Origin of the sequence: Bradyrhizobium manausense (assembly GCF_018130615.1) — a bacterium.
GTDB classification, from domain to species: Bacteria; Pseudomonadota; Alphaproteobacteria; order Rhizobiales; family Xanthobacteraceae; genus Bradyrhizobium; species Bradyrhizobium manausense_A.
Map to the genome: position 1 here is coordinate 298,848 of NZ_JAFCKB010000001.1, position 23,999 is coordinate 322,846.

At 65.1% G+C, this 23,999-nt stretch carries 23 protein-coding genes; 10 read left to right on the forward strand and 13 right to left on the reverse strand.

Annotated features, from left to right (window positions below):
- The first annotated feature begins 3 nt into the window (after positions 1-3).
- The 3 genes from nth (at position 4) to JQ587_RS01465 (ending at position 3,603) form a co-directional block, all read left to right on the forward strand.
- A complete protein-coding gene (nth, locus tag JQ587_RS01455; protein ID WP_212424192.1) occupies positions 4-771 on the forward strand; it encodes an endonuclease III in 768 nt (255 codons plus the stop codon).
- 80 nt (positions 772-851) lie between these two features.
- On the forward strand, positions 852-1,988 hold the full coding sequence (locus JQ587_RS01460; protein ID WP_212424193.1) for an HlyD family secretion protein: 1,137 nt from the start codon (positions 852-854) through the stop codon (positions 1,986-1,988).
- Entirely contained in the window at positions 1,975-3,603 is a 1,629-nt protein-coding gene (locus JQ587_RS01465; protein ID WP_212424194.1) for an MFS transporter, read from the forward strand. The genes JQ587_RS01460 and JQ587_RS01465 overlap by 14 nt, the downstream gene beginning before the upstream one ends.
- Before the next feature lie 69 nt (positions 3,604-3,672).
- Here the strand turns inward: JQ587_RS01465 and JQ587_RS01470 are convergent, their stop codons facing one another.
- Positions 3,673-4,413, reverse strand: coding sequence for a sulfate transporter family protein (locus JQ587_RS01470; RefSeq protein ID WP_212424195.1), 741 nt, complete (start codon positions 4,411-4,413; stop codon positions 3,673-3,675).
- Between the two features lie 83 nt (positions 4,414-4,496).
- Positions 4,497-5,672: a phosphorylase family protein gene (locus JQ587_RS01475; protein ID WP_249154139.1), complete on the reverse strand. Its 1,176-nt coding sequence runs from the start codon at positions 5,670-5,672 to the stop codon at positions 4,497-4,499.
- A gap of 267 nt (positions 5,673-5,939) precedes the next feature.
- On the opposite strand from JQ587_RS01475, the gene JQ587_RS01480 reads away from it, so the two are divergent.
- A complete protein-coding gene (locus JQ587_RS01480) occupies positions 5,940-7,583 on the forward strand; it encodes a S53 family peptidase (protein ID WP_212301939.1) in 1,644 nt (547 codons plus the stop codon).
- 36 nt (positions 7,584-7,619) lie between these two features.
- Here JQ587_RS01480 and nikR read toward each other — a convergent pair whose 3' ends face one another.
- Both nikR and JQ587_RS01490 read right to left on the reverse strand, forming a co-directional pair.
- Complete coding sequence (gene nikR / locus JQ587_RS01485; protein WP_212424196.1) at positions 7,620-8,066, reverse strand: nickel-responsive transcriptional regulator NikR; 447 nt, start codon at positions 8,064-8,066, stop codon at positions 7,620-7,622.
- Positions 8,067-8,277: 211 nt separating this feature from the next.
- Entirely contained in the window at positions 8,278-10,740 is a 2,463-nt protein-coding gene (locus JQ587_RS01490) for a heavy metal translocating P-type ATPase (RefSeq protein ID WP_212424197.1), read from the reverse strand.
- A gap of 50 nt (positions 10,741-10,790) precedes the next feature.
- On the opposite strand from JQ587_RS01490, the gene JQ587_RS01495 reads away from it, so the two are divergent.
- A complete protein-coding gene (locus JQ587_RS01495; protein ID WP_024338640.1) occupies positions 10,791-11,066 on the forward strand; it encodes a metal-sensitive transcriptional regulator in 276 nt (91 codons plus the stop codon).
- Between the two features lie 194 nt (positions 11,067-11,260).
- On the opposite strand, the gene JQ587_RS01500 is transcribed toward JQ587_RS01495, so the two are convergent.
- Positions 11,261-12,235: a YiiX/YebB-like N1pC/P60 family cysteine hydrolase gene (locus JQ587_RS01500; protein ID WP_212424198.1), complete on the reverse strand. Its 975-nt coding sequence runs from the start codon at positions 12,233-12,235 to the stop codon at positions 11,261-11,263.
- 187 nt (positions 12,236-12,422) lie between these two features.
- On the opposite strand from JQ587_RS01500, the gene JQ587_RS01505 reads away from it, so the two are divergent.
- Positions 12,423-13,808, forward strand: a complete 1,386-nt coding sequence (locus tag JQ587_RS01505; RefSeq protein ID WP_212424199.1) for a flavin monoamine oxidase family protein — start codon at positions 12,423-12,425, stop codon at positions 13,806-13,808.
- 34 nt (positions 13,809-13,842) lie between these two features.
- Here JQ587_RS01505 and JQ587_RS01510 read toward each other — a convergent pair whose 3' ends face one another.
- The 4 genes from JQ587_RS01510 to pheS all read right to left on the reverse strand — a co-directional run bounded on the left by JQ587_RS01510 (position 13,843) and on the right by pheS (position 18,759).
- Positions 13,843-14,613 carry a sulfite exporter TauE/SafE family protein gene (locus tag JQ587_RS01510; protein WP_212424200.1) on the reverse strand — a complete coding sequence of 257 codons (771 nt, stop codon included), beginning with the start codon at positions 14,611-14,613 and terminating at the stop codon, positions 13,843-13,845.
- A complete protein-coding gene (gene pheT, locus JQ587_RS01515; RefSeq protein WP_212424201.1) occupies positions 14,610-17,018 on the reverse strand; it encodes a phenylalanine--tRNA ligase subunit beta in 2,409 nt (802 codons plus the stop codon). Before pheT ends, JQ587_RS01510 begins: the two co-directional genes overlap by 4 nt.
- Positions 17,015-17,461 carry an endonuclease domain-containing protein gene (locus tag JQ587_RS01520; RefSeq protein WP_249154140.1) on the reverse strand — a complete coding sequence of 149 codons (447 nt, stop codon included), beginning with the start codon at positions 17,459-17,461 and terminating at the stop codon, positions 17,015-17,017. Before JQ587_RS01520 ends, pheT begins: the two co-directional genes overlap by 4 nt.
- A gap of 215 nt (positions 17,462-17,676) precedes the next feature.
- Positions 17,677-18,759 (reverse strand): phenylalanine--tRNA ligase subunit alpha, encoded by a 1,083-nt coding sequence (gene pheS / locus JQ587_RS01525; RefSeq protein WP_212424203.1) that lies wholly within the window; start codon positions 18,757-18,759, stop codon positions 17,677-17,679.
- 152 nt (positions 18,760-18,911) lie between these two features.
- Here pheS and JQ587_RS01530 point away from each other — a divergent pair, with 152 nt between their 5' ends.
- Positions 18,912-19,337 (forward strand): hypothetical protein, encoded by a 426-nt coding sequence (locus JQ587_RS01530; RefSeq protein WP_212301948.1) that lies wholly within the window; start codon positions 18,912-18,914, stop codon positions 19,335-19,337.
- Positions 19,338-19,345: 8 nt separating this feature from the next.
- Here JQ587_RS01530 and rplT read toward each other — a convergent pair whose 3' ends face one another.
- Positions 19,346-19,705: a 50S ribosomal protein L20 gene (gene rplT / locus JQ587_RS01535; RefSeq protein WP_212301949.1), complete on the reverse strand. Its 360-nt coding sequence runs from the start codon at positions 19,703-19,705 to the stop codon at positions 19,346-19,348.
- 79 nt (positions 19,706-19,784) lie between these two features.
- Positions 19,785-19,985, reverse strand: coding sequence for a 50S ribosomal protein L35 (gene rpmI / locus JQ587_RS01540; protein WP_007598540.1), 201 nt, complete (start codon positions 19,983-19,985; stop codon positions 19,785-19,787).
- Between the two features lie 274 nt (positions 19,986-20,259).
- On the opposite strand from rpmI, the gene JQ587_RS01545 reads away from it, so the two are divergent.
- The gene (locus tag JQ587_RS01545; RefSeq protein ID WP_212301950.1) at positions 20,260-20,658 is read left to right on the forward strand and encodes a hypothetical protein; all 399 of its coding nucleotides are present in this window, start codon (positions 20,260-20,262) and stop codon (positions 20,656-20,658) included.
- A gap of 256 nt (positions 20,659-20,914) precedes the next feature.
- Here the strand turns inward: JQ587_RS01545 and infC are convergent, their stop codons facing one another.
- Complete coding sequence (gene infC, locus JQ587_RS01550; RefSeq protein WP_148778009.1) at positions 20,915-21,454, reverse strand: translation initiation factor IF-3; 540 nt, start codon at positions 21,452-21,454, stop codon at positions 20,915-20,917.
- 252 nt (positions 21,455-21,706) lie between these two features.
- Here infC and JQ587_RS01555 point away from each other — a divergent pair, with 252 nt between their 5' ends.
- Together JQ587_RS01555 and JQ587_RS01560 are read left to right on the forward strand one after the other, a co-directional pair.
- Entirely contained in the window at positions 21,707-22,495 is a 789-nt protein-coding gene (locus tag JQ587_RS01555; protein WP_212424204.1) for an alpha/beta hydrolase, read from the forward strand.
- A gap of 60 nt (positions 22,496-22,555) precedes the next feature.
- A complete protein-coding gene (locus tag JQ587_RS01560; RefSeq protein WP_212424205.1) occupies positions 22,556-23,023 on the forward strand; it encodes a nuclear transport factor 2 family protein in 468 nt (155 codons plus the stop codon).
- A 123-nt stretch (positions 23,024-23,146) separates the two neighbouring features.
- Here JQ587_RS01560 and JQ587_RS01565 read toward each other — a convergent pair whose 3' ends face one another.
- Positions 23,147-23,947: an acyl-CoA thioesterase domain-containing protein gene (locus JQ587_RS01565; RefSeq protein ID WP_212301953.1), complete on the reverse strand. Its 801-nt coding sequence runs from the start codon at positions 23,945-23,947 to the stop codon at positions 23,147-23,149.
- Between the last annotated feature and the right edge of the window lie 52 nt (positions 23,948-23,999).

Consider the following 23,999-nt stretch of genomic DNA (forward strand, 5'->3'; position numbering starts at 1 on the left):
ATCATGGCGAAAATCACCCGCAAGCCGGTCCCGCGCAAAGCGCCGGTGCCGAAGAAAAAGGCAAAGGCGGCCGTCACGAAGCCGAAGGCCGCCGCCAAGAAATCGCTCAAGGCGACAAAACCCACTTCTTTCAAACCTTGGACGCCGGCGGAGATCCACGAGGTCTTCAGCCGTTTCCGTGCGGCCAATCCCGAGCCAAAGGGCGAGCTCGAGCACGTCAATCCCTTCACGCTGCTGGTGGCCGTGGTGCTGTCGGCACAGGCGACCGATGCCGGCGTCAACAAGGCGACGCGTGCATTGTTCGAGGTCGCCGATACGCCGCAGAAGATGCTCGATCTCGGCGAAGAACGCCTGCGCGACTACATCAAGACCATCGGCCTCTATCGCACCAAGGCCAGGAACGTCATCGCGCTGTCGGCCAAGGTGCTCAGCGATTTCGGCGGCGAGGTGCCGCGCACGCGGGCCGAGATCGAGTCACTGCCGGGCGCGGGACGCAAGACCGCCAACGTCGTGCTCAACATGGCCTTCGGCGAGCACACCATGGCGGTCGACACCCATGTGTTCCGCGTCGGCAATCGCACCGGGCTTGCGCCCGGCAAGACGCCGCTCGACGTCGAGCTTGGTCTCGAAAAGGTGATCCCGGCGGAGTTCATGCTGCATGCCCATCATTGGCTGATCCTGCACGGCCGCTATACTTGCCTCGCCCGCAAGCCGCGCTGCGAGGTCTGCCTGATCAACGATCTCTGCCGTTGGCCGGAGAAGACTGTGTGACTGGCCGTCATTCCGGGGACGATGCTGCGCATCGTCCCGAAATGACGTGGATGAGAGAGCGGAGCGTTTGGGGGCCTATCGTGAGTCAGCAGGAACAAATCCCATCGCCACCGCCCGCAGTCACGCCGGCTCCGCCACCCAAGCCGACGCAGCGGCCGGCGAGCTCGCTCTGGAGCCGGCTTGCGATCCCGCTGTTTGCGGTGATCGTCGCGCTCGCTTTCGTAGCGCTGGCGACGCTGCGCTTCGACGAATGGGTCGGCAATGCTGCGGTCCAGACCACCAATGACGCCTATGTGCGCGCCGAGCTGACGCGGCTTGCGAGCCGCGTCTCCGGCGAGGTGCTGAGCGTCGGGGTGACCGACTTCCAGCGCGTCAAGGCCGGCGACCTCCTGATCCAGATCGATCCGGCCGACTATGAGGCCCAGGTCGCGCAGTCCGAGGCGGCCGTGGCCGCGGCGCAAGCCGCGCTCGACAATCTCGCCAACCAGGTCGAGCTGCAATATGCGACGATCGCGCAGGCGCAGGCCGCTCGGTTATCCGCGGAGGCGCTCGAGGTCGAGGCCAGGCAGGAGCAGGAGCGCCAGCAATCGCTGTCGCAGACCGAGGCCGGGACACGGCAGCGGCTCGAGCAGGCGGTCGCCGGCCTTGCCAAAGCGCAGGCCGATGTGCGCGCCAGCCGTGCGGTGATCGCGGCCCAGCAGCATCAGCTCGAGGTCCTGCAAGGCACCAAGAAGCAGCGCGCCGCCGATCTCGAAGCCACCAAGGCGACGCTGGCGAGCGCCAAGCTGAAGCTGGGCTACACCAAGATCACGGCGCCCTTCGACGGCGTCGTCGGTGAGCGCCAGGTGCAGCCCGGCGACTACGTCAATGTCGGCACCAACCTCATCAACGTGGTGCCGCTGCCAAAAGTGTATGTGATCGCGAACTACAAGGAGACCCAGCTCACGCATGTGGCGCCGGGCCAGGCGGTCGAGATCACCGTCGACAGTTTCCCGCGCGAGAGGCTCCACGGCAAGGTCGAGCGTATTGCGCCCGCGACCGGCGCGCAGGTCGCGTTGCTGCCGCCCGACAATGCGACCGGCAACTTCACGAAGGTCGTGCAGCGTATTCCCGTCCGCATCCAGTTCGACGACAACCAGCCTTTGCTGGCACGGCTGGTGCCGGGCATGTCGGTCGTCACCAGCATCAACACTGCGGCCGCAAATGGCGGAAAATGACGATGCCGGCAGCGGCCCAGTCTCGCGCGGCGGGATCGCGCCACAGCCGCTGTTTGCCGTCGCGGCCGTGCTGCTCGGCTCGTTCCTCGCCAATTTCGACAGCCGGCTGACCACCGTCGGCCTGCCCGACCTGCGTGGCGCCTTCTCCCTCAGCTTCGACGAGGGCGCATGGCTCTCCACCGCCGGCATCGGATCGCAGATCCTCATTGCGCCCGCGGTCGCGTGGCTTGCGACCGTGTTCGGCCTGCGCCGCGTGCTCGGCATCCCGAGCCTCGTCTATGCCGTCGTCTCGCTGATCGTTCCCTTCGTGCACGACTATCCGACGCTGATCGCGCTCAGCGTCGTGCATGGCCTCTTGCTCGGAACCTTCGTGCCGGCGACGCTGATGATCGTGTTCCGCAACCTGCCGATCCGCTGGTGGCTGCCGGCGATTGCGCTCTATTCCATCCGCGTCGGCTTTGCGCTGGACTCATCGACCTCGCTGGTCGGCTTCTATGTCGATCATCTCGGCTGGCAATGGCTGTACTGGCAGAGCGTCGTGATCGCGCCACTGATGGGCCTGATGGTCTATCTGGGAACACCGAACGAGCCGGTCAATCGCGCGCTGCTGCGCGAGGCCGATTGGGGCGGCATGCTGCTGCTCGGTGCGGGCGTTTCGATGATCTATGCCGGCCTCGACCAGGGCAATCGGCTGGACTGGCTCGGCAACGGCACGGTGACAGCGCTACTCGCTGCCGGCGTGGCGTTGTTCGCAGGCTTCCTCGTCAATGAATCGCTGGTGCGTCAGCCCTGGGCGCATGTGAACGTGCTGTTCTCCCGCAATATCGGGTTGTCGCTGGTCGCCATCCTGCTCTACACGCTGACGTCGCTTTCCAATTCATCGCTGGTGCCGAACTTCCTCGGCAATGTCGGCCTGCTCCGGCCGGAGCAGAGCGGGCTGCTGCTGCTCACCTACGGCGCGCTGCCAATGTTCGTGCTGGTGCCGGTTTCGATCTGGCTGGTCCGCCATTTCGATGCGCGCGCCGTGACGGTGATCGGTTTTGCCTGCTTTGCTGCCGCCAATCTCTGGGGCACCCAGCTCACCCATGCCTGGGCGCGCGAGGATTTCATCGGCATCGTGCTGCTGCAGGCCGTCGGCCAGTCGACGACGCTGCTGCCGCTCATCATCATCGCACTGTCCAATTCCGACCCCAGCCGCGCGACCTCGTTTGCCGCCTATATCCAGATCATGCGGCTCGGCGGCGCCGAGATCGGCGTGGCGCTGATGGGAACGTGGCTGCGCGTTCGCGAGCAGATCCATTCCTTCTATCTCGGCCAGAACCTCCAGGTCGGCGATGTCGACGTGGTGCGGATGCTGAAGCAACTCGCCGATCACTTTGCCGCCCACGGTGCCGGTTCGGCGCAGGCGCGCGCGCTCGGCACGCTCGCGAGCTTCGTCGCGCGCGAGGCCAATGTCCTCGCCTATATCGACGGCTTCTGGCTGTGCTTCTGGCTGGCGATGGCCGCGCTTGGCTTCATCGCCCTGATCACCCGCGCTCCGCCCGGCCCGTTCACCCCGGCCCCGTTCGGCTTTGCGAAGATGCTGCTGAGGAAATGCGGGCTGTCGGTGACGTGAGGGGCCGATCAATCGCGCCGCGCGGTTGGTCACCTCTCCCGTTTGCTTGCGGGAGAGGGAGAACACCCCTCACCGCGCCTGCCGGGCCGGCTCGATCAGCTCGGGCCGCGGACCGGAGAGCCGCTTGTGCATGTGGACCATGAAGGCCATGCCGAAGATCGGCGTTGCCAGGTTCACGATCGGGATCGAGACGAAGGTTGCGATGAACAGGCCCGCGGTGAAGATGGTCGCGGCATTGTCGCGCCGCATCGCCTTGGCCTCCTCCGGCGAGCGGAAGCGCATCGCGGCGAGCTCGAAATATTCGCGCCCCAACAGCCAGGCGGCGGCGAGGAAGAAGATCAGGAAACCGGCGCCGGCCAGGAACACGAACGGCAGCGCGATCAGATAGACCACAATGGTCAGCAGCGCGGTCTTGATGCCTTCGAGGATCGCCTGGTTGAACGGAAGCGCCGTGCCCGGCCGCTCCGCCGGATAATATTCGCGCTCGACGATGTCGGCGACGTCGTCGACGAAGAAGCTCGCCACCAGCGAGGTGATCGCGGGCATCAGGAACACACTGCCGAACACGACGCCGAATCCGGCCGCAATCGAGATGATCCAGGACAGCACTTCCAGCGACGAATGCCAGCTTGGCCCGAGCAGGCCCTCCAGCCAGGCCTCGCCATAGGTCGCGAACCAGCTGAGCAGCCGCTGCAGCCCGATTGCGAGCACGATGATCAGCACCAGCGCAAGCCCGATCGACCGCCACAGGATCGAACGCATCGGCGGCGACATCATTTGTGACAGCGCCTTCACGGCGGCATCCAGCATGGGAACCTCTCACGAAATCACCCGCGAGAGGTAGACACGGCGAGCCGCTTCGGCAAGGGAGGCTGACCCTCGGGTCGCTCCGGTTAAGGCTCCGCCACGATGCTGGCCCAGCAAGTGATGGCGCTGCAGACCGTGCTCCAGCGGCCGAATCCCTTGTAGATCTGGGCGGCGACCTGCTCCTGCTGCTTCAGCGTGCCCTCGGCCTTGATCTGCGGGTCGGAGACGTTGCGGATCGCGAGCCAGCGCGGCGCCTTGGCCCCCATCTGCTGGGCGACGAGGCCCAGGATGGCGTCGCCCATCTCGGAGACGTCGCCGAGCCCCTGGAGATGGAAGTGATTGTCCGAGGTGTCGAAGCCGAAGAAATCGGTGGTCACCACGGAGGACGACAGCCCGGTGGGCTTGGCGACGAAGATTTTTGGCGGCCTGGTGTTGGTCTTCGGCAGCTGCCCGGCATTGGCCTTGAACAGCGTCTTGGCTGTCGCGAATTTTGTCGTCTTGGCCGACTTGCTCGAAAAATGCTCCTGCGCAAACGGCTGCTTCTTGAACTTCGAGAGGCAGTCGAAGCGCACGATCGGGCTCACGATGACGTCGCCGACCTCGACCTGCTTGCCGATGCCGCCGGCCGTGCCCGTGGTGATCACGAGCGTGGGTTGCACCTCGGTGATGATCTGGCGCCAGACGTCGATATTCGGCAGCTGCGGGCCGTCCTGCGACATGTGCGAGTCGGATTTGAAGATCACGCACTTCTTCTTGCCGATCGTGGTGGTCCAGAAGGTGCCGAGCCGCTTCAGTTCCTTGGCCGGGCAGCCGTTGCGCATCTTCTTGGAGATGGCGGCGTAGTTGTGCGTGTAGGGCACGTAGTCGTTACGCGAGTCCTTGCCCGGCGTCAGCACGCGGCTGAGCGCGTGCCCCTCGTCGACGGTCCAGGTCACGACCAGCACGTCGGCGCGCGGCAGTGGCCCCTTGCCGTTGCCTGCGGGCCTCGGCCCGGTCTGCGGCGCCAGCCCCTTGGGCCAGGGAATATCGGTGAAGCGCGACAGCCCGGTCGCGGTCGAGAAGGCCATGAACGCGCGGCCTTCTGTCGATTCGGAATCGAAATCGATGATCTCGCGCTGAAAATCCTCCGGCGCGACCTTTGCGGCTTTCTTCACGGCGGCATCCGCGATGCGCTTGACCACGAAGGTCTCGCGCGGCGGCGGTGTGGTGATCGGATCAAACCCGAGATTCTTCTCTACCCATTTGCGGTCGGCAGGCATCATGCAGTCTCCACCAATTGTTTTTGACAAATGTCTCTCATTGGTCGGCCAGCCGAGCCGACGGCTGCAATCTTAGATCGAAAACATATTCACAGAATGGTCGGGGCTATTGACCAATTCCGTGCCGATTCGAGACTGCAGAGCATCCGCCCTGCCAAAAAAGAGATTTTCTGAAAATAATCGATCAATCGTCTGAACCAATTCGCGGCCGAGATTACACCTATAGTTGAGGTGCGACAATCCGCCTTCCAATCACAAACGGAGGAAGTCATGGCAAGCTCGACGACGCGTGTCACGCTGGCGAACAGCGCCCGGAAATTGCCGAAGGGCGCCAAGCTCGTCGGCGCGGCCGATCCCAAGCAGGAAATCGAGATCAGCGTTCGTCTGCGCGCCAAGCGCGCGGACGATGAGCAGGTGATGGCGCTGGGTGCGCAACCGCCGCGCGAGCGACAATATCTTTCTCGCAGCGAGTTCGCCGAACAGATGGGCGCCGATCCGGCTGACGTCGCCAAGATCGACGATTTCGCCCATCATCATGATCTCAACGTCAAGAGTGTGCATCTGGCCTCCCGTACGGTGAAGCTGACCGGCACGGTGAAGGCGATGGCCGCGGCCTTCGGCGTCAAGCTCAACAAGGTCAAGCACGAGGGCGCGACCTATCGCATGCGCAAGGGCAGTGTGCAGATCCCGGCCGAGCTCGAAGGCATCGTGGTCGGCGTGCATGGCCTGGACAACCGGCCGGTGGCGCAGCCGCATTTCCGGCGCAAGCCGCCGCGCAAGGGCGCGACTGCACGCGCGGGGCAGGGCGGCAGCTTCTCGGTCGAAGAGATCGCAAAACTCTACAACTTCCCGGGCGGCGAGACCGGCGCCGGCCAGTGCATCGCCATCATCGAGCTCAATGACATCGACAATAAGGGTCATGCCACCGGGGCCGGCTACAAGGCCTCTGATCTGAAAACCTTCTTCAAGAAGGCGGGCATTCCGATGCCGCAGATCGCACCCGCAAGCGTCGACGGCGGCGCCAACAAGCCCGGTCATTCCGATGCCGACGGCGAGGTCGTGCTCGACATCGAGGTGGCCGGCGCGATCGCACCCGGCGCCAAGATCGTGGTCTATTTCGCGCCCAACACCACCAACGGCTTCATCGATGCGGTGAAGGCGGCGGTCCATGACAGCGTGCGAAAACCTTCGGTGATCTCGATCAGCTGGGGCGGGCCGGAAGATCCCGAGAGCTCACAGCAGTTCGTCGACGGCCTCAACGAGGCGATCCGTGATGCCGCTGCGATGGGCGTCACCGTCTGCGTCGCGTCCGGTGACAACGGTTCGGCCGACATGGCCGACGGGTGGGATGGTAAGCCGCACGCCGATTTTCCGGCGTCGAGCCCCTTTGCGCTCGCCTGCGGCGGCACCAATCTCAGGGCGTCGAACGGCGCGATCACGGAGGTGGTCTGGAACGGCGGTCCGCAGGACGGCGCCGGTGGCGGCGGCGTCAGCGTGATGTTCGCGCAGCCGAAATACCAGGCCAATGCGCATGTGCCGAAATCTCCGGCCCATCGGAGCGGCCGTGGCGTGCCTGACGTCGCCGGCGATGCCGACCCTGCGACCGGCTACCAGATCTTCCTCAACGGCGTCATGACCACGATCGGCGGCACCAGCGCGGTGGCGCCGCTGATGGCCGGACTGATCGCCCGGATCAACGAGGCCACGACCAAGAAATTCGGCAAGACGGTTGGGTTCATCAACCCGCTGATCTACGCCTCGCATGCGCATGGCGTGTTCCGCGACATCACGGTCGGCAATAACGACATCACCGGCTCGCTGCACGGCATGTACAAGGCCGGCCCCGGCTGGGACGCCTGTTCGGGTCTCGGCGTCCCCAACGGCGCGGCGTTGCAGAACCTGCTTGCGGCGTGACGTGGTCTTCGCCTCTCCCCGCGCGGGGAGAGGCCTCTAATCGTGCCGATGCTCGTGCTTCCGCGCCCTGGCCGGCTTGCCGTCGCCGGTCGGGATCATCACCACGCGCCCATAGCGCACGCCGCGCTCCGCGATGATGTGATCGGCAAAGTGCTTGACCTCGGCGGCGTCGCCGCGCAGCGCCGTCATCTCCATGCAATTGTTATCGTCGAGATGGACGTGCAGGGTCGCCAGCGCGAGATCGTGATGGCCGTGGAATTCCTGCACCAGGCGTTTTGAGAGATCGCGCGCAGCGTGGTCGTAGACATAGACGAGGCCGGCAACGCAAGCGCCGGCCTGTGCGGTGTCCTCACTCGATTGCTGCAGGCCGGCGCGCGCGAGATCGCGGATGATCTCGCTGCGGTTCTGGTAGCCGCGCGCCTCGGCCGCGGCATCGATCTCCGCCAGCAAATCGTCCTCGATCGTGATCGTAATCCGCTGCATCAGAAGTTCTCCGTGCGCCGCTCTTTCTTACCTCGCCCCGCTTGCGGGGAGAGGTCGGAATTCGAGCGTAGCTTGAATCCCGGGTGAGGGGGACTCTCCGCGAGTCTCACTCGCAATGAATCCGTGGAGACAGCCCCTCACCCCAACCCTCTCAGTGCGAGCGAAGCTCGTCGCGTCCCCGCAAGCGGGGCGAGGGAGCGCACCGTCACCATCACAGCCGCGTTGCGCGCAGCCGCAGCGCATTGCCGACCACGCTGACCGAGGACAGCGCCATCGCGGCGGCCGCGATGATCGGCGACAGCAGCACGCCGAAGGCGGGATAGAGGATACCGGCGGCGATCGGAATGCCGGCGGCATTGTAGATGAATGCGAAGAACAGGTTCTGGCGGATGTTGCTCATCGTCGCCTGCGACAGTTTTCGCGCACGCACGATGCCGGTGAGGTCGCCCTTCAACAGGGTGACGCCGGCACTTTCCATCGCCACATCGGTGCCCGTGCCCATGGCGATGCCGACCTCGGCCGCCGCCAGCGCCGGGGCATCGTTGACGCCGTCGCCGGCCATCGCGACGCTGCGGCCGGCCTTTTGCAATTTCGTCACCACCGCGCTCTTCTGGTCCGGCAGCACCTCGGCTTCGACATCGGCAATACCGAGCCGGCGTGCCACCGCTTCCGCCGTGGTGCGGTTGTCGCCGGTTAGCATGATGACCTTGATCCCTTCGGCCGCGAGCGCTTTCAGCGCGTCCGGGGTCGAGGCCTTGACCGGATCGGCGATCGCGAACAGGCCGGCGAGCCGGCCGTCGATTGCCATGTTGATCACGGTCGCGCCGTCGCCGCGCAGGCGTTCGGCCTCAGTGTCGAGCGCCCTGGTGTCGAGACCGATCGACGTCAGATACTTTGCGTTGCCGAGCACGATGCTCTTGCCATCGACCTTGCCGGTCGCGCCCTTGCCCGTCGGCGAGTCGAACGCGTCGACCTGGCTCAGTGGGAGTTGCTTCTCCTTCGCCGCGCGCATGATCGCATCGGCCAGGGGATGCTCACTGGCGCGCTCGACGCTGGCCGCAAGCCGCAGGATATCATCCTCGGCAAAGCCGGATGCCGGCACGATCGCGACCACCTTGGGCTTGCCCTCGGTCAGCGTGCCGGTCTTGTCGACGACCAGCGTGTCGATCTTCTCCATCCGCTCCAGCGCCTCGGCGTTCTTGATCAGGACGCCGGCCTGCGCGCCGCGGCCGACGCCGACCATGATGGACATCGGGGTCGCCAGGCCGAGCGCGCAGGGGCAGGCGATGATCAGCACGCTGACCGCGGCGACGAGGCCGAAGACGAGCCGCGGCTCCGGCCCGAACCAGGCCCAGGCGGCAAAGGCGGCGATGGCGACGGCGATCACGGTCGGGACGAACCAGCCCGCGACCTGGTCGGCCAGCCGCTGGATCGGCGCGCGCGAGCGCTGCGCATCCGCGACCATCTGCACGATCTGCGATAGCAGCGTCTCGCGCCCGACCTTGTCGGCGCGCATGATGAAGCTGCCGGACTGGTTGAGCGTGCCGGCGATGACCTTGGCGTCGACCTCCTTGGTCACCGGCATGGACTCACCCGTCACCAGCGACTCATCGAGAGAGGAGCGGCCCTCCAGAATGACGCCGTCGACCGGCACCTTCTCGCCGGGGCGAACGCGCAGGTGGTCACCGGCATGGAGCGTGTCGATCTCGACTTCGTGCTCACTGCCATCGGCATCGACGCGCCGCGCGGTTTTTGGTGCGAGCTGCAGCAGCGCCTTGATCGCGCCCGAGGTGGCATCGCGAGCGCGCAGCTCCAGCACCTGGCCGAGCAGCACCAGCACAGTGATGACTGCGGCCGCTTCGAAATAGACCGCGACCGCGCCTTCATGGCCGCGGAAGGTCGCAGGGAAGATCTGCGGCGCGAGCGTGCCGATCAGGCTGTAGACATAGGCAACGCCGGTACCCATCGCGATCAGCGTGAACATGTTGAGGTTGCGCGTCAGCAGCGACTGCCAGCCGCGGACGAAGAACGGCCAACCGGCCCAAACCACCACGGGCGTGGCGAAGACGAGCTGAATCCAGTTCGACAGCACAGGCTCGATCCAGTTGTGCGGCCCCGCGAGATGACCGCCCATCTCCAGCACCACGGGCGGCAACGCCAGCGCGCCGCCGCTCCAGAATCGCCGTGTCATGTCGGCGAGCTCCGGATTGGGGCCGGTCTCCAGGCTCGCCACCTCCGGTTCCAGCGCCATGCCGCAGATCGGGCAGCTGCCGGGTCCGACCTGGCGGATTTCGGGATGCATCGGGCAGGTGTAGATCGTGCCCGCCGGCATCTCGGGCTCGGGCGCCTTGTCCTTGGTGAGATATTTGGCGGGATCCGCGGCAAACTTGGTGCGGCAGCCGGCGGAGCAGAAATGGAAGGTCTCGCCGAGATGCTCGAAGCGGTGCTTCGAGGTCGCGGGATCGACCGTCATGCCACAGACGGGATCGAGAACCTTTGCCGTGGCTGCACCATGGTCATGATCGTGATGATGGGAATGGCCGGCGTGATCGCCATGGCCGCCGCAGCAGGACGCGGCTGCAGCTTTGGGAGCGGGGGGCGCGGCCTTCGCCGAGCAACCACAGCCGGAATGCGTATCCCCGTCGTGATGATGCCTGTGGTCTGCGTCGTTCATTTCCATGCTCCGGCCTTGTAACCTATACCCGGTAGGGGTATATAGGCTGCATGCGCAAGGACATCAAGGCATCTGTTGGAAAACGCCTCGGCCGGATCGAGGGCCAGGTTCGCGGCCTCTCGAAAATGGTAGAGGAAGACCGCTACTGCATCGACATCGTGACGCAGATCTCGGCGGTGCGGGCTGCGCTGCGCCGGGTCGAGGAAGAGATCTTGAAGGACCACGTCGCCCATTGCGTCGAGCATGCGATTGCGAGTGGGGACAAGGCCGATCAGCGCGAGAAGATCGCGGAGCTGATGGCGGTGATCGGGCGGGCGGAACGGTAGCGCGCGCTCTCTCCTCGCAATGACGGTGGAGACGTGCGTGCTGTTTCTCCAGCGTCGTCCTGGCGAAAGCCAGGACCCACCGCGGAATCTATCGATTGCGCTCGGTTGCCGCACCGAACACCGAGTCTTCGCCAAACCGATGTTTGGGGCAATGGGTCCTGGCTCTCGCCAGGACGACATCGGAACTGGGCTGCTTACGCCGCCCGCTCTCGCGCCCGTCTCCTGCGGCGCGGCCGATACATCGCGAGCCTCTTCAGCAGCGGGAAATGCGTGGAACTGCGCTCAGCAGCCTCCGCGGTCCAGGCCGCGCTCACTTGCTCAGCCGAAGCCTGCGCTTCTTCGTCAATCGCTTCAGGAACGAGCGGCGGCGCACTGACCGTTTCTGGAAACACACCGAATGAGCCCGCTACCTCCTCGAGCGGCTTTTGCTTGTCGGCCCAGTGCAAGGTTGTGTAGTCGAAGCCGTGCACGATGGTGGGTTTGACCACTTCGAAATAGGGCGAGATATCGAAGTCGCGGGGCATGTAGAGCGAGGAATCGCGGATGTGCAGGATCTCGCGGCGGGCAGCGCGGCTGCCGGCCTTGGTGATCTTCGGCAGGATCGGATAGCGCACGGCATCGAAGGCCTGCGCGATCAGCGCCGAGCAGATGATCTTGGTCGGATCGCCCGAGCCGATCGCGATCATGCGCCGCCGCCAGCGCTGCGGCACCGGCAGCGGGAACAGGAAGCGCATGAGATCGATGATGTTCTTGGTGTCGTAGCCGAAGCCGATGCGGTTGATCGCATAGCGGCAGACCGTGGTGCGGTCCTCGTAGGACAGCCCGACCGGGCGGCAGACGCGGGTGTGGTAGGGGAAATATTTCGACAGCGGTGCGGAGGTGACGCCTTCGCCGATATTGGCCTCGATCAGCACATGCGGCTCGCCGTCGGGCTCCACCGCGCCCTCGACCGGGCCGACATAGAGCGCGGCATGCGACCAGGTCGACTGTGTCAGGTATTTGATGATGCCGGAGATGCGGTTGTTGCCCTCGACCAGCATCACGTCGCCGGGCTGGATCACGCCGCGCAGGTGCTCGGGGTCGCTCGGCGTGAACGGTTCGTAGCCCGGCACCTCCTTCGAGAGGTACGCGGCAATGACCTTGCCGACTGAATCTAGGACCGTCCCCATGAACTCTCCCCGGGCCTTTCTGGCCGTCTTTTTTCCATCTGTATCATGGTCCAAACCTGTTGCAATTCGGTTCATGGCTCTGTGAGCCCCAGCACGATTGATTCACCATGATGGTTGCTGCGCAACATCAGATGCGGCAAGGTTCGCGGGCTGTTCCCGTTCGTCGCAAGTCTCCGGAAACCATGACATGACAATCACGCGCCGCAGCTTCCTCTCGGCGTCGGCTGCCCTTGCCGCGGCGCCGGTCCTGCGCGCGACGGCCGCGCCATTGCCGCGCGAGGCCGACATCGTCGTGATCGGCGCCGGTGCAGCCGGCATCGCTGCAGCGCGGCGCGTCATGGCGGCCAATCGCAAGGTCGTGGTGGTGGAGGCGTCCTCACAGATCGGCGGGCGCTGCATCACCGACAGCACCACCTTCGACGTGCCGTTCGACCGCGGCGCGCGATGGATGCACAATCCCGACACCAATCCGATGATCCGGCTCGCCCGCAGCGCCGGGCTCGATGTTTCGCCTGCGCCATCCGGCCAGAAGATGCGCATCGGCCGCCGCAATGCGCGCGCCGGCGAGACCGAGGAGTTTCTGGCGGCGCTGGTGCGCGCCAATCGCGCCATCGACGAGGCCGGGCGCGGTAAGCTCGACACATCCTGCGCCTCGGTCCTGCCGAAGGACCTCGGCGATTGGGCGGGTGCCGCCGAGTTCGTCCTCGGCGCGAGCTTCGCCGGCAAGGATCTGAAGGAGCTGTCGGCAATCGACAAGGCGCGCGCGCAGGATCGCAATGCGCCGATCGCCTGCCGCCAGGGCTTGGGGACTCTGATCGCCAAGCTCGGCGAGCCGGCGCCGGTGCTGCTTTCGACGCCGGCAAGCCGTATCGTCTGGACCAATCGCGACGTCAGCGTGGAGACGCAAGCCGGCAAGATCGCCGCGCGCGCCGCCATCATCACGGTCTCGACCAGTGTGTTGACATCGGGCGCGATCAAGTTCGCGCCCGATATCCCCAAGCGCACGCTCGATGCGGCGTCAAAGCTTGGCCTTGGCAGCTACGATCACATCGTGCTGCAGCTGCCGGGAAATCCGCTCGGCCTCTCGCGCGACGACATCCTGATCGAGCAGAGCAGCTCGACCCGCACGGCGCTGATGTTTGCCAACATCGGCGGCTCCTCGTTGTGCTCGATCGATGTCGGCGGCTCGTTCGGCCGCGATCTCACGGAGCAGGGCGAGAAGGCGATGGTCGCCTTCGCCAGGGAATGGATCACGAAGCTGTTCGGCAGCGAGGCGGCTGCCGCCGTGCAGAAGACCGCGGTGACACGATGGAACGCTTCGCCTTATGTGATGGGCGCGATGTCGGCGGCCTCGCCCGGCGGCCAGCTCTCGCGCAAGGTCTTGATCGAGCCGATCGGCAACATGTTCCTCGCCGGCGAAGCCACGCATGAGACGCTGTGGGGCACCGTCGACGGCGCCTGGGAAAGCGGTGAACGCGCCGCGGATGCCGCGCTCCGCAAGATCGGCGCGCTGAAAGACGAGCCGGCCGAGGCGCCGACGCAATCGACCAAGAAGCGGCGGGCGCCGCGGTAGGTCCTGGCTTTCGCCAGGACGACACTGGAGCGAGCTACCGCAATACCCTGTCCAGCACCGGCAGCCCGGTGATCACTGCGATTGCGATCAGGGCGTAGCAGATCCTTCGGAATATCGTTTCGCTGGCGCGGCCGAACAGCGAGGCGCCGAAGGCGACGCCGGTCGCGTAGGCCGGGCCGACGATCAATGACAGCACCAGCGACTCGCGCGAGATCAGGCCGGTGGTGGCGTAGCTGATCATCGAGAAGCAATCGGAGGCGCCGAAGAACAGCACGATGTTGGCGCGCGCGACGATCGGGGCGATCGGGCGGCCGAGCCAGTAGCCGACGATCGGCGGCCCGCCGGTCTGCGCCAGCCCGCTGCAGAAGCCGGAGAGGCCACCAATACCGACCGAAAGCCAGGCGTGGTCCTTGCCGCGGTAGCGCCAGCCCGAGAGCAGCAGAAGCAGCAGCGCTGCGACGAAGCAGGAGATGATCCAGCGCGTGGTGACGGGCTCGAGCACGCTGAGGAAATAGGTGCCGACGGGCACGCCGACCAGCGCGCCCAGCACGATCACGGCGGTCGCCTTGCGATCGGCCTTTCGCCATGCGTCGGGCAGCAGCGGCGCGGCCGAGACGAAATCGATGACGAGGAGGAGCGCTGCGACCAGCCGCGGGGCCGCGACGCTGCTCGCCAGCGGCATGAAGATCAGCGCCGCGCCGAAGCCGGAGAAGCCGCGCGCGGTGCCGGAAACGAAAGCGATGGCGCAGAGCGCCATCGCGATGGTGAGGCTGACATCCTTCGGAAGAAGATCAGCAAAGGTCATCCGCGAAGAGTGCCGCCGGTCTTCTTCGTCACCTCCGCCACGACCTTCGCAGCGACGGCTTCGATCTCCTGGTCGGTCAGCGTCTTCTCGCGCGGCTGGATCGTCACGGCGATGGCGATCGACTTCTTGCCGTCGTCGATGCCCTTGCCCTCGTAGACGTCGAACACGTTGACGCCGGTGATCAGCTTCTTGTCGACGCCCTGCGCGGCGCGCACGATGTCGCCCGCCTTGATCGTGCGATCGACGATGAAGGCGAAGTCGCGCGACACCGGTTGGAACGCCGACAGCTCGATCAGCGGCTTGGCGCGGGTCGGCTTCTTCTTGGCTTCGGGAATGCGGTCGAGCGTCACCTCGAACACGACGAGCGGGCCGTCGGCGCCGAGCGCCTCCAGCGCGCGCGGATGCATCTCGCCGAAAGTGCCGAGCACGTTCTGCGGTCCGATCTGGATCGTGCCGGAGCGGCCCGGATGCAGCCAGCCGGGACCGCCGGCGACGATCTGCAGCGCCTGCATCGGCGCGCCGGCCGCGGCCAGCACGGCGAGTGCGTCGGCCTTGGCATCGAACACGTCGGCCTGATCAGAACCCGACCAATGCCGCCCCGATCCTTCAGAGGAGGCGAGGCCGCGGCGCACGCCGCTCGCGGCCATGAACTGATCCTGCGGGCGATCGCCCTTGAACACCTGGCCGACCTCGAACAGCACGACGTCGCCATAACCGCGGTCGGCATTGGCCTGCGCGGCTGCGACCAGGCCCGGCAACAGGCTCGGCCGCATGTCGGAGAGGTCGGCGGCGATGGGGTTGGCGACTTCGAGCTCGCGCTGGCCGCCGCCGAACAATTGTGCCGCAGGCTTGGTGATGAACGACCACGTCACCGCCTCGACCATGCCGCGGCTCGCGAGCGCGCGCCGCGCACGGCGGGTGCGAAGCTGCAGCGGCGTCAGCACCGATTTGCGCGCGTCCTCGCCGCGCTCGAACGGCGTCATCGGCACCTTGTCGACGCCATAGATGCGCACGACTTCCTCGACGATGTCGGCCTTGCCATGCACGTCGGTGCGCCATGACGGCACCGCGACCTTCACGACCGGGCCTGCGCCCGCCATCATGAAGCCGAGATGGGTCAGGATGCGCTTCATCTCGACCTGCGGCACCTCGATGCCGGAGAGACGCTTCACCTCCGTCACAGGGAATTCGATGATGCGGTCATCGCCAAAGGCCTTGCCGACCACGACGTTCTCCGACGGCGTGCCGCCGCACAGCTCCATCACCAGCTTGGTGGCGAGCTCCAGCCCCGGCACCATGAAGGCCGGATCGACGCCGCGCTCGAAGCGATAGCGCGCATCGGAATTGATGCCGAGCTTGCGGCCGGTCTGTGCGATGTTGATCTCGTTCCACAACGCCGATTCGATCAGCACGTCGGTGGTGTTCTCGTCGCAGCCCGAAGCTTCGCCGCCCATGATGCCGGCGAGCGATTCGACGCCATGCTCGTCGGCGATCACGCAAGTTGAGGGATCGAGATTGTAGGTGCGGCCGTCGAGCGCGAGCAGCGTCTCGCCGTCGCGGGCACGGCGCACGACGAGATTGCCCTTCACCTTCTTGGCGTCGAACACGTGCAGCGGGCGCGCGCGGTCGTAGGTCATGAAGTTGGTGATGTCGACCAGCGCGTTGATCGGGCGCAGCCCGATCGCGGTCAGCCGCTTCTGCAGCCATTCCGGCGACGGGCCGTTCTTGACGCCGCGCACGAGGCGCAGCGCAAAGCCCGGACACAGCGTGGCGTCCTCCACCGCGACCTTCGCCGGGCACGGGAATTCGCCCTTGATCGCCTTGATGGTCGGGTCCTTGAACTTGCCCATGTCCGCGGCGGCGAGATCGCGCGCGATGCCGTGCACGCCGGTGCAGTCTTGCCGGTTCGGCGTCAGATTGATCTCGATCACGGGATCGCCGAGCGCGGCCCATTCGGCGTAACCGGCACCGATCGGCGCATCCGCCGGCAATTCCATGATGCCGTCATGGTCGTTGGAGATCTGCAGCTCGGCCGCCGAGCACAGCATGCCGCGGCTCTCGACGCCGCGGATGGTGCCGACGCCGAGCGTGATGTCCTTGCCGGGAATGTAGGTGCCGGGAGCCGAGAACACGCTGACGAGCCCGGCGCGCGCATTCGGCGCCCCGCACACGACCTGCACCGGCGCTCCACCGTCACCGGTGTCGACCATGCAGACGCGCAGGCGATCCGCATTCGGATGCTGCTCGGCCGAGATCACCTTCGCAATGGTGAACGGCTTCAGCGCCTTCGCCTTGTCCTCGATGTTCTCGACCTCGAGCCCGATCATGGTGAGCTTGTCGGCCAGCTTTTCGAGCGGCTCGTCGGTGTCGAGATGATCCTTCAGCCAGGAGAGGGTGAATTTCATGGCTGCTTTTTCTCCACGGAGACGGTCTGCTCCCTCTCCCGCTTGCGGGGGAGGGTTGGGGTGGGGGTTCTCTCCGCGACGGTGGTCGCGATTGTTTCGAGAACGCCGCCACGATTGGTCATGACGTCAAGATTGCTGAAGCGGAGCACCTTGAAGCCCATCGCTTCGATCGCTGCAGAGCGAAGCGTATCCGCGCGCTCGCCTTCATTCGAGAAGTGTTGGCCGCCATCGAGCTCGATGACGAGCTTGGCGGCATGGCAGATAAAATCGGCGACGTAGCGCTCGATCGGCACCTGGCGACGAAAGCTCGCGCCGTTTAGTCTACCGGCGCGCAATTCGGACCAGAGGATTCGTTCGGCATCGGTCGAACTGCGCCTGAGTGCGCGTGCGTTGGCCCGTAGCTTGGTCGATACTTTCCAGTCCGGATGCTTGGGATCGACCATCGGCAGCCCCATTGCGGAGGAACCCTCTCCCCAACCCTCCCCCGCAAGCGGGGGAGGGAGTTCGACCTGTCGAGCGGACAGAGGATGCGTGCCCACAAGATGGATGCCACGTGCACGCTCTATCCATTCCCTCCCCCGCTTGCGGGGGAGGGAATGGGAGAGGGTTGTCTCCGCAGAGGGAACGGGGAGAGTCTTCGTGTGGGCGAACATGAGCATCACGAGCTCAGTCCTCCCGCGAGCGTCGGCACTTCGAGCGGCTTGAAGCCGTAATGGTTGAGCCAGCGGACGTCGCTGTCGAACAGTTGGCGCAGATCGGCGATGCCGTATTTCAGCATGGCGATGCGGTCGATGCCCATGCCCCAGGCAAAGCCCTGGTACTCGTCGGGATCGATGCCGCAGGCGCGCAGCACGTTCGGATGCACCATGCCGCAGCCGAGAATCTCCAGCCAGTCCTCGCCCTCGCCGAAGCGGATCTCGCCCTTGTCGCGGCGGCACTGGATGTCGACTTCCAGCGACGGCTCGGTGAACGGGAAGAACGACGGCCGGAAGCGCATGTTGATGTGGTCGACCTCGAAGAACGCCTTGCAGAACTCGTGCAGGATCCATTTGAGGTGGCCGAGATGCGAATGCTTGTCGATGACGAGGCCTTCGACCTGGTGGAATTGCGGCGTGTGGGTCGCATCCGAATCGATGCGGTAGGTGCGGCCCGGGCAGATCACGCGGATCGGCGGCTTCTGGCTCAGCATGGTGCGCACCTGCACCGGCGAGGTGTGGGTGCGCAACAGCATGCGCGAGCCGTCCTCCTTCGGATGGAAGAAGAACGTGTCGTGCATCTCGCGCGCGGGATGGCCTTCCGGAAAGTTCAGCTTGGTGAAGTTGTAGTCGTCGGTCTCGATGTCGGGACCTTCGGCGACCGAGAATCCCATGTCGGCGAAGATCGTGGTCAGCTCGTCCCAGACCTGGCTCAGCGGATGAATGCGGCCGGCTTCTGCCTGCGCATCGCGCAGCGGCAGGGTGACGTCGACGGTTTCCGACGCGAGCCGCGCATCGAGCGCCGCCGACTTCAGCACGTCGCGCCGTGCGGCGAGCGCCTCGGTGACCTTGTCCTTGGCCTGGTTGATCGCCGCACCTTGCGTCTTGCGCTCGTCGGGCGACATCTTGCCGAGCGTGGCAAGCAGCGCCGAGATCGAGCCCTTCTTGCCAAGGGCTGCGACGCGCACCGCTTCGAGCGCGGCTTCATCGCCGGCGGCGGCGATCTGGTCGAGGATGGATGTTTCGAGCGTTGCGAGGTCGGACACAGTCAAATCCTTGCTGCCAAATTCGGCTGGGTTGTCGCCGCCAGAAGGGCGTAACGTCAAGCAAAAAGCCGGCTATTTCGGGCTCTGAACGGCTGGGTTGAACCTCGCGCGTGGGCCAGGCACCAAGGGAGGATTAAGAGGAGACCTCTGTGATGCTTTCGAAATCCGTTCTTGCTGCTCGTCTGGCCGTCCTGGCCATCGTCCTGCCGGCCGCAGCCACCCCGGCGCGCGCGATGGTTTGCATGGACAAATCCATGACCCTGGACGAGGTCGTCGACACCATCAGCACCCAGAAGGGCTGCGAAAGCGCGATGAAGGTCTTCAGGGATTGCGAGCTGACCGCGAGCGGCGACGTCCAGCTCGGCGCCGCCGTCGAAAAGAAATGCGAGGCGGACTTCAAGCCCGGCCTCAGCGCCGCGCAGACACAGGCCTACAAGCGCGAAATGCACGCGTGCGACATCAAGTACCGGAACAAGTCCGGCACCATGTATCTCTCGTTCACGGCATTCTGCCGGGCGGAGGTCGCCCAGCGTTACTCGCAACGCGCGCTGAAGGCTGCGGGCCAGCAGGCCCGCTAGCAAAAGCCTTAGGCGGCGAGCGCGGCTTTGGCCTTCTCGGCGATCGCCTGGAACGACGCGGGCTCGTGGATCGCGAGATCCGACAGCACCTTGCGGTCCACGGTGATGCCCGACTTGGCGAGACCGTCGATAAATCGGCTGTAGGTCAGGCCGAACGGACGAACGGCAGCGTTGAGACGCTGGATCCACAGCGCGCGGAAGGTGCGCTTCTTACGCTTGCGGTCACGGAAGGCGTATTGCTGGGCCTTCTCCACGGCCGGCTTGGCGGCGCGGATGGTGTTCTTGCGGCGGCCGTAGAAACCCTTGGCGGCCTTGTAGACTTTCTTGTGCTTGGCGTGGGCGGTCACACCGCGTTTGACGCGAGCCATGACGAATATCCTTCAGAGATGACTTGATTTCGGATCGCCGCGAAAGGCGCGGCGGAGCTGGCAATGATCGTGGACGCGATCAGGCGTTCGGCAAGAAGTACTTCTTGACGTTGTCGCCGTCGGTCTTGAACAGCACAGCGGTGCCGCGAAGCTGACGGATCTGCTTCTTCGTCCGCTTGATCATGCCGTGACGCTTGCTGCGATGGGCGAACATCACTTTGCCGGTGGCAGTCACCTTGAAGCGCTTTTTAGCGCCCGATTTGGTCTTCAGCTTGGGCATTTGGCTCTCCTAATGGCCAAAGAACACCGCCCGCGAAGGCGGCCTGGCCGTCAAAAATGCTCGTTAGAGCGTTGATTGTGCTCAGGTTTTAGCGAACAAGCGCGAAACCCGCACGAAACACCGCCACGGCAGCCCTTAATCAGCCGGGCGATGAAGGCTGGGCTTATGACAGAGGATCGGCCAATTGGCAACGATGAACCGGCGAAACCTGCCCGCCGACTATTGGGAGTTGCCACCCCATCGTCCACGCCGTCCCGTCCGGAGCAGGACCAAAATGGCCCATCTTTCCCAATCGATCTTGTCTGTTGTCGCGCGCCCGCGTCATCTGGCGCTGTTCGCCGTGCTTGCCGCGGCCGCGATCCCGTCGACCGCCGATGCCCGAATCGCCAGCTATGACGGCATCTGGAACGTCACCTTCGCTACCACCCGCGGCAATTGCAGCTCGGGCTACAGCGTCCCCTTCACCGTCACCGGCAGCCGGGTGTCGTCCGCCGGCGGCGGCCGGGTGTCCGGCACGGTCAATCGTGGCGGAGCCGTCGCGGTCCAGGTCTCGGTCGGCGCCTCCCATGCCAGCGGCGGCGGCCGGCTCGGCGGCGCGGCAGGTGCCGGCTCCTGGCGCGGCATCATCTCCGGCGACCAGTGCAGCGGCACCTGGCAGGCGACACGGACCTAGTTGCCAAGCGCTCGATGCGCTCCCTCCCTCGCTCTTGTCCGCCGAAGCCTCTTGGCGAAGGCGGATGCGGGGGGCCGAGGACCCCCAAGAGGTGAAAGCCCTCACCCGCCGCGCTATGCGCGCCGACCTCTCCCGCCAGCAACGCGGGAGAGGTGCAGCACAGTGCATGGCGGCAGCTTCGACAAGGTCCGCAAAACAAAACGGCCCGCCGGAGATCCGGACGGGCCGTTGAAACTTCAGCTGTAACGAGCCAGCGTCAGCGCGGCGCCAGCACCATGACGACTTGGCGGCCCTCGAACCGGGCGTCCTGCTCGACCTTGGCGAGCTCGGCGACGTCGGTCTTGATCTTGTCCAGCAACTTGGTGCCGATCTCCTGGTGCGCCATTTCGCGGCCGCGATAGCGCAGGGTGATCTTGACCTTGTCGCCCTCTTCGAAGAACCGCAGCATCGCGCGCATCTTCACGTCGTAGTCGTGATCGTCGATCATCGGGCGGAGCTTGATCTCCTTGATCTCGACGGTCTTCTGACGCTTGCGGGCTTCGGCGGCTTTCTTCTGGGCGGAATACTTATACTTCCCGTAGTCCATGATCTTGCAGACGGGAGGGCTGACATTTGGCGAAATCTCGACCAGATCCATGCCGGCTTCCTGGGCCATCTTGATGGCAAGCATCGTCTCGACGGTGCCTTTATTGTCACCGGTCTGATCGATCAGCTGGATCTGCGCATTGCGAATATCATCATTGATGCGCGGCCCGTCTTTGGCGGCAGGGGCCGGGGCTCTATTGGGACGGCGAATGGGTGGTTCTCCAAAGTTGTGAAAGGAAGCGGCTACTTTGCAGGAAGATGCGTTTGCCGGCAAGCAAGTCGCTCCTGCGGGGAGTGAAAAACCCTCAAATGCGAGGCATTTTGGTCACGCCCGTCGGCACGGTGCTCGACATAGACACCTTGCCCCTGTTCCGCAAGCGTCCCAAAGGGACAATACCAATATAGGGTTGCGTGACGGAGCGCGTCCGACCAGCTCAAACCGCATAGCCAGAGTAAACGTTCCATGACCTCAGCAATTCCCGATGTCGTGCTCGACTTCATCGATGTGGGCGAGGGCCCGTCAGCGCGCCGGATCGCAGTGCGCCGCCGGGCCGGCCAAGGACCAGGCCTGGTCTGGCTCGGCGGCTTCAAGTCGGACATGCAGGGTGGCAAGGCGGTGGCGCTGGATGGCTGGGCCGCAGAGCACGGCCGTGCCGCAGTCCGGTTCGATTATTCCGGCCATGGTGAATCCAGCGGCGATTTCGCCGATGGAACCATCGGAAGCTGGCTCGAGGACAGCGTTGCGGTGTTCGAGCGGTTCTGCACCGGTCCTCAAGTGTTGATCGGTTCCTCCATGGGCGGCTGGATGGCGCTATTGCTCGCGCGCGAGATCAGGAAGCGTTCGGGGAAGGCGTCACTCGCTGGTCTCGTGCTGATCGCGCCGGCGCCCGACTTCACGGAAGAGCTGATGTGGAAGACCTTTTCGCCCGAGGTGAAGAAAGAGATCGAGACCAAGGGTTTTTGGCTCAGGCCATCCGAATATGGGGACGGCTCGCCCTATCCGATCACGCGCAAGCTGATCGAAGAGGGACGCAACCATCTCGTGCTCGGCAGCGCCATCGATCTCGGCTGTCCCGTCCGCATTCTGCAAGGTGCGCAGGATCCGGACGTTCCCTGGCAGCACGCGTTCGCGTTGACACACCGCTTGCCGGCCGACGACGTCGTGCTCACCATGATCCAGGACGGCGATCACCGCCTCTCACGCCCGCAGGACATCGCGCGCATTCTTGCCGCGGTGGCCGAGATCGGGTGACCGAGCTGCTCTCTCCCGCAAGGGGAGCGGGCACAACAACAAGCAATGGGAGGCGTTCCAATGACCACCACAGCCATGCTGCGCGCCTTCTGTGATGCCGTCGAACGGCGCAACGGTCGCGCCTTCGCAGACCTGTTCACCGAGGACGGCATCTATCACGACGTATTCTACGGCGCGTTCGAAGGCCGCGAGAAGATCGCCGCGATGATCGACGACTGGTTCTATCGCACGGCGACCGATTTCCGCTGGGACATGCATGACCCCGTCACCGACGGCACCACGCTCTATGCGCGCTATACCTTCAGCTATCGCTCGACTCTGCCCGAAGCAGCCGGTGCGCGGGCGATGTTCGAGGGCGTGGCCATCATGACGCTGCGTGATGGCAGGATCGTGAGCTATCACGAGGTCGCCAATACAGCGCCGGCATTCGTCGATCTGAAATTTGCGCCGGAGCGGATCGCGAAGATCGCCGCCAGGCAGGGCGCGGAGCTGAAGGCGCGGCCGGAGATGAAGCGGCATTTGGCGTAGTTCCCTCCCCCCGTCATTCCGGGGCGAAGCGGAGCATCGAACTATGGTGCGCAGTTGCGCACCCGAGAACCTCGAGATTCCGGGTTCAGCCCTCTGGGCTGCCCCGGAATGACGGCGGAGAAATTACGGCGGCGGCGGCTTCGCCATCGGCTTGCGCTGCGCGAGTGCAGCGACCGTGGCCGTGCCGATCTGGCCCTGCTCGTCGTAGAGCCAGCATTCGCCGATCGCGACGCCGTCGGTGGCCTGGTGGTTCACCACGTCGAAGCCGATCCAGTTCGTTACCGGCAGCCGGTGCAGATAAATCGTCACATCGCTGTTGATGTAGCCGAGCCCCTTGTCGCCGGCATTGGCAAAAGGGCTCGCGAAGTCGGCACCGACAGCGACATGGACGAACGGCGTCATCCGCACCCCCGCCACGAGCTCGCGCACCTCGCTCATCCACAGCCGGCGCGGCCCGAGCGAGCCCATATGGCCGACGATCGGGCGCGTCGTCCATTTGCCGTTCATGCCGAGCCTGGGGTCGGTGGGCTTTGGAATGTCTGATGGCTTGGGCACATCCCAGTTCGGCGGCGACCAGACATTGCCGTCGGGGTTTTGCGTCCGCCGCAACAGCTGGCATGAGGCGCGCGCCATGCTGACGCCGCCGGAAAAGAATTCGGCCTCCACGACGCGGATGCGCAGGCCGTCGCGCACCAGCCGCGTCGTCACCTCGATCGGCTTGTCGATGGTCGGCAGCCGAAACATGTCGGCGGTCAGCCGTGCCGGCACGTAGTCGGGGCCGGAATGGCGCTCCTCGATGACGAAGCCGAGCAGGCCGATGATGACGCGTCCGTGCAGCGATTTCGGATCCCAGGGACCGTTGGCCACTTCCGTCGGATGGAATGTATCGCCGTCGCGGGTGAAGAAAGGGATGTTTGTTGTCATGGCGCGCGACTTTGCGGGAATGGGTGGGGAAATCAAGGGTGGCGAGGCGCGC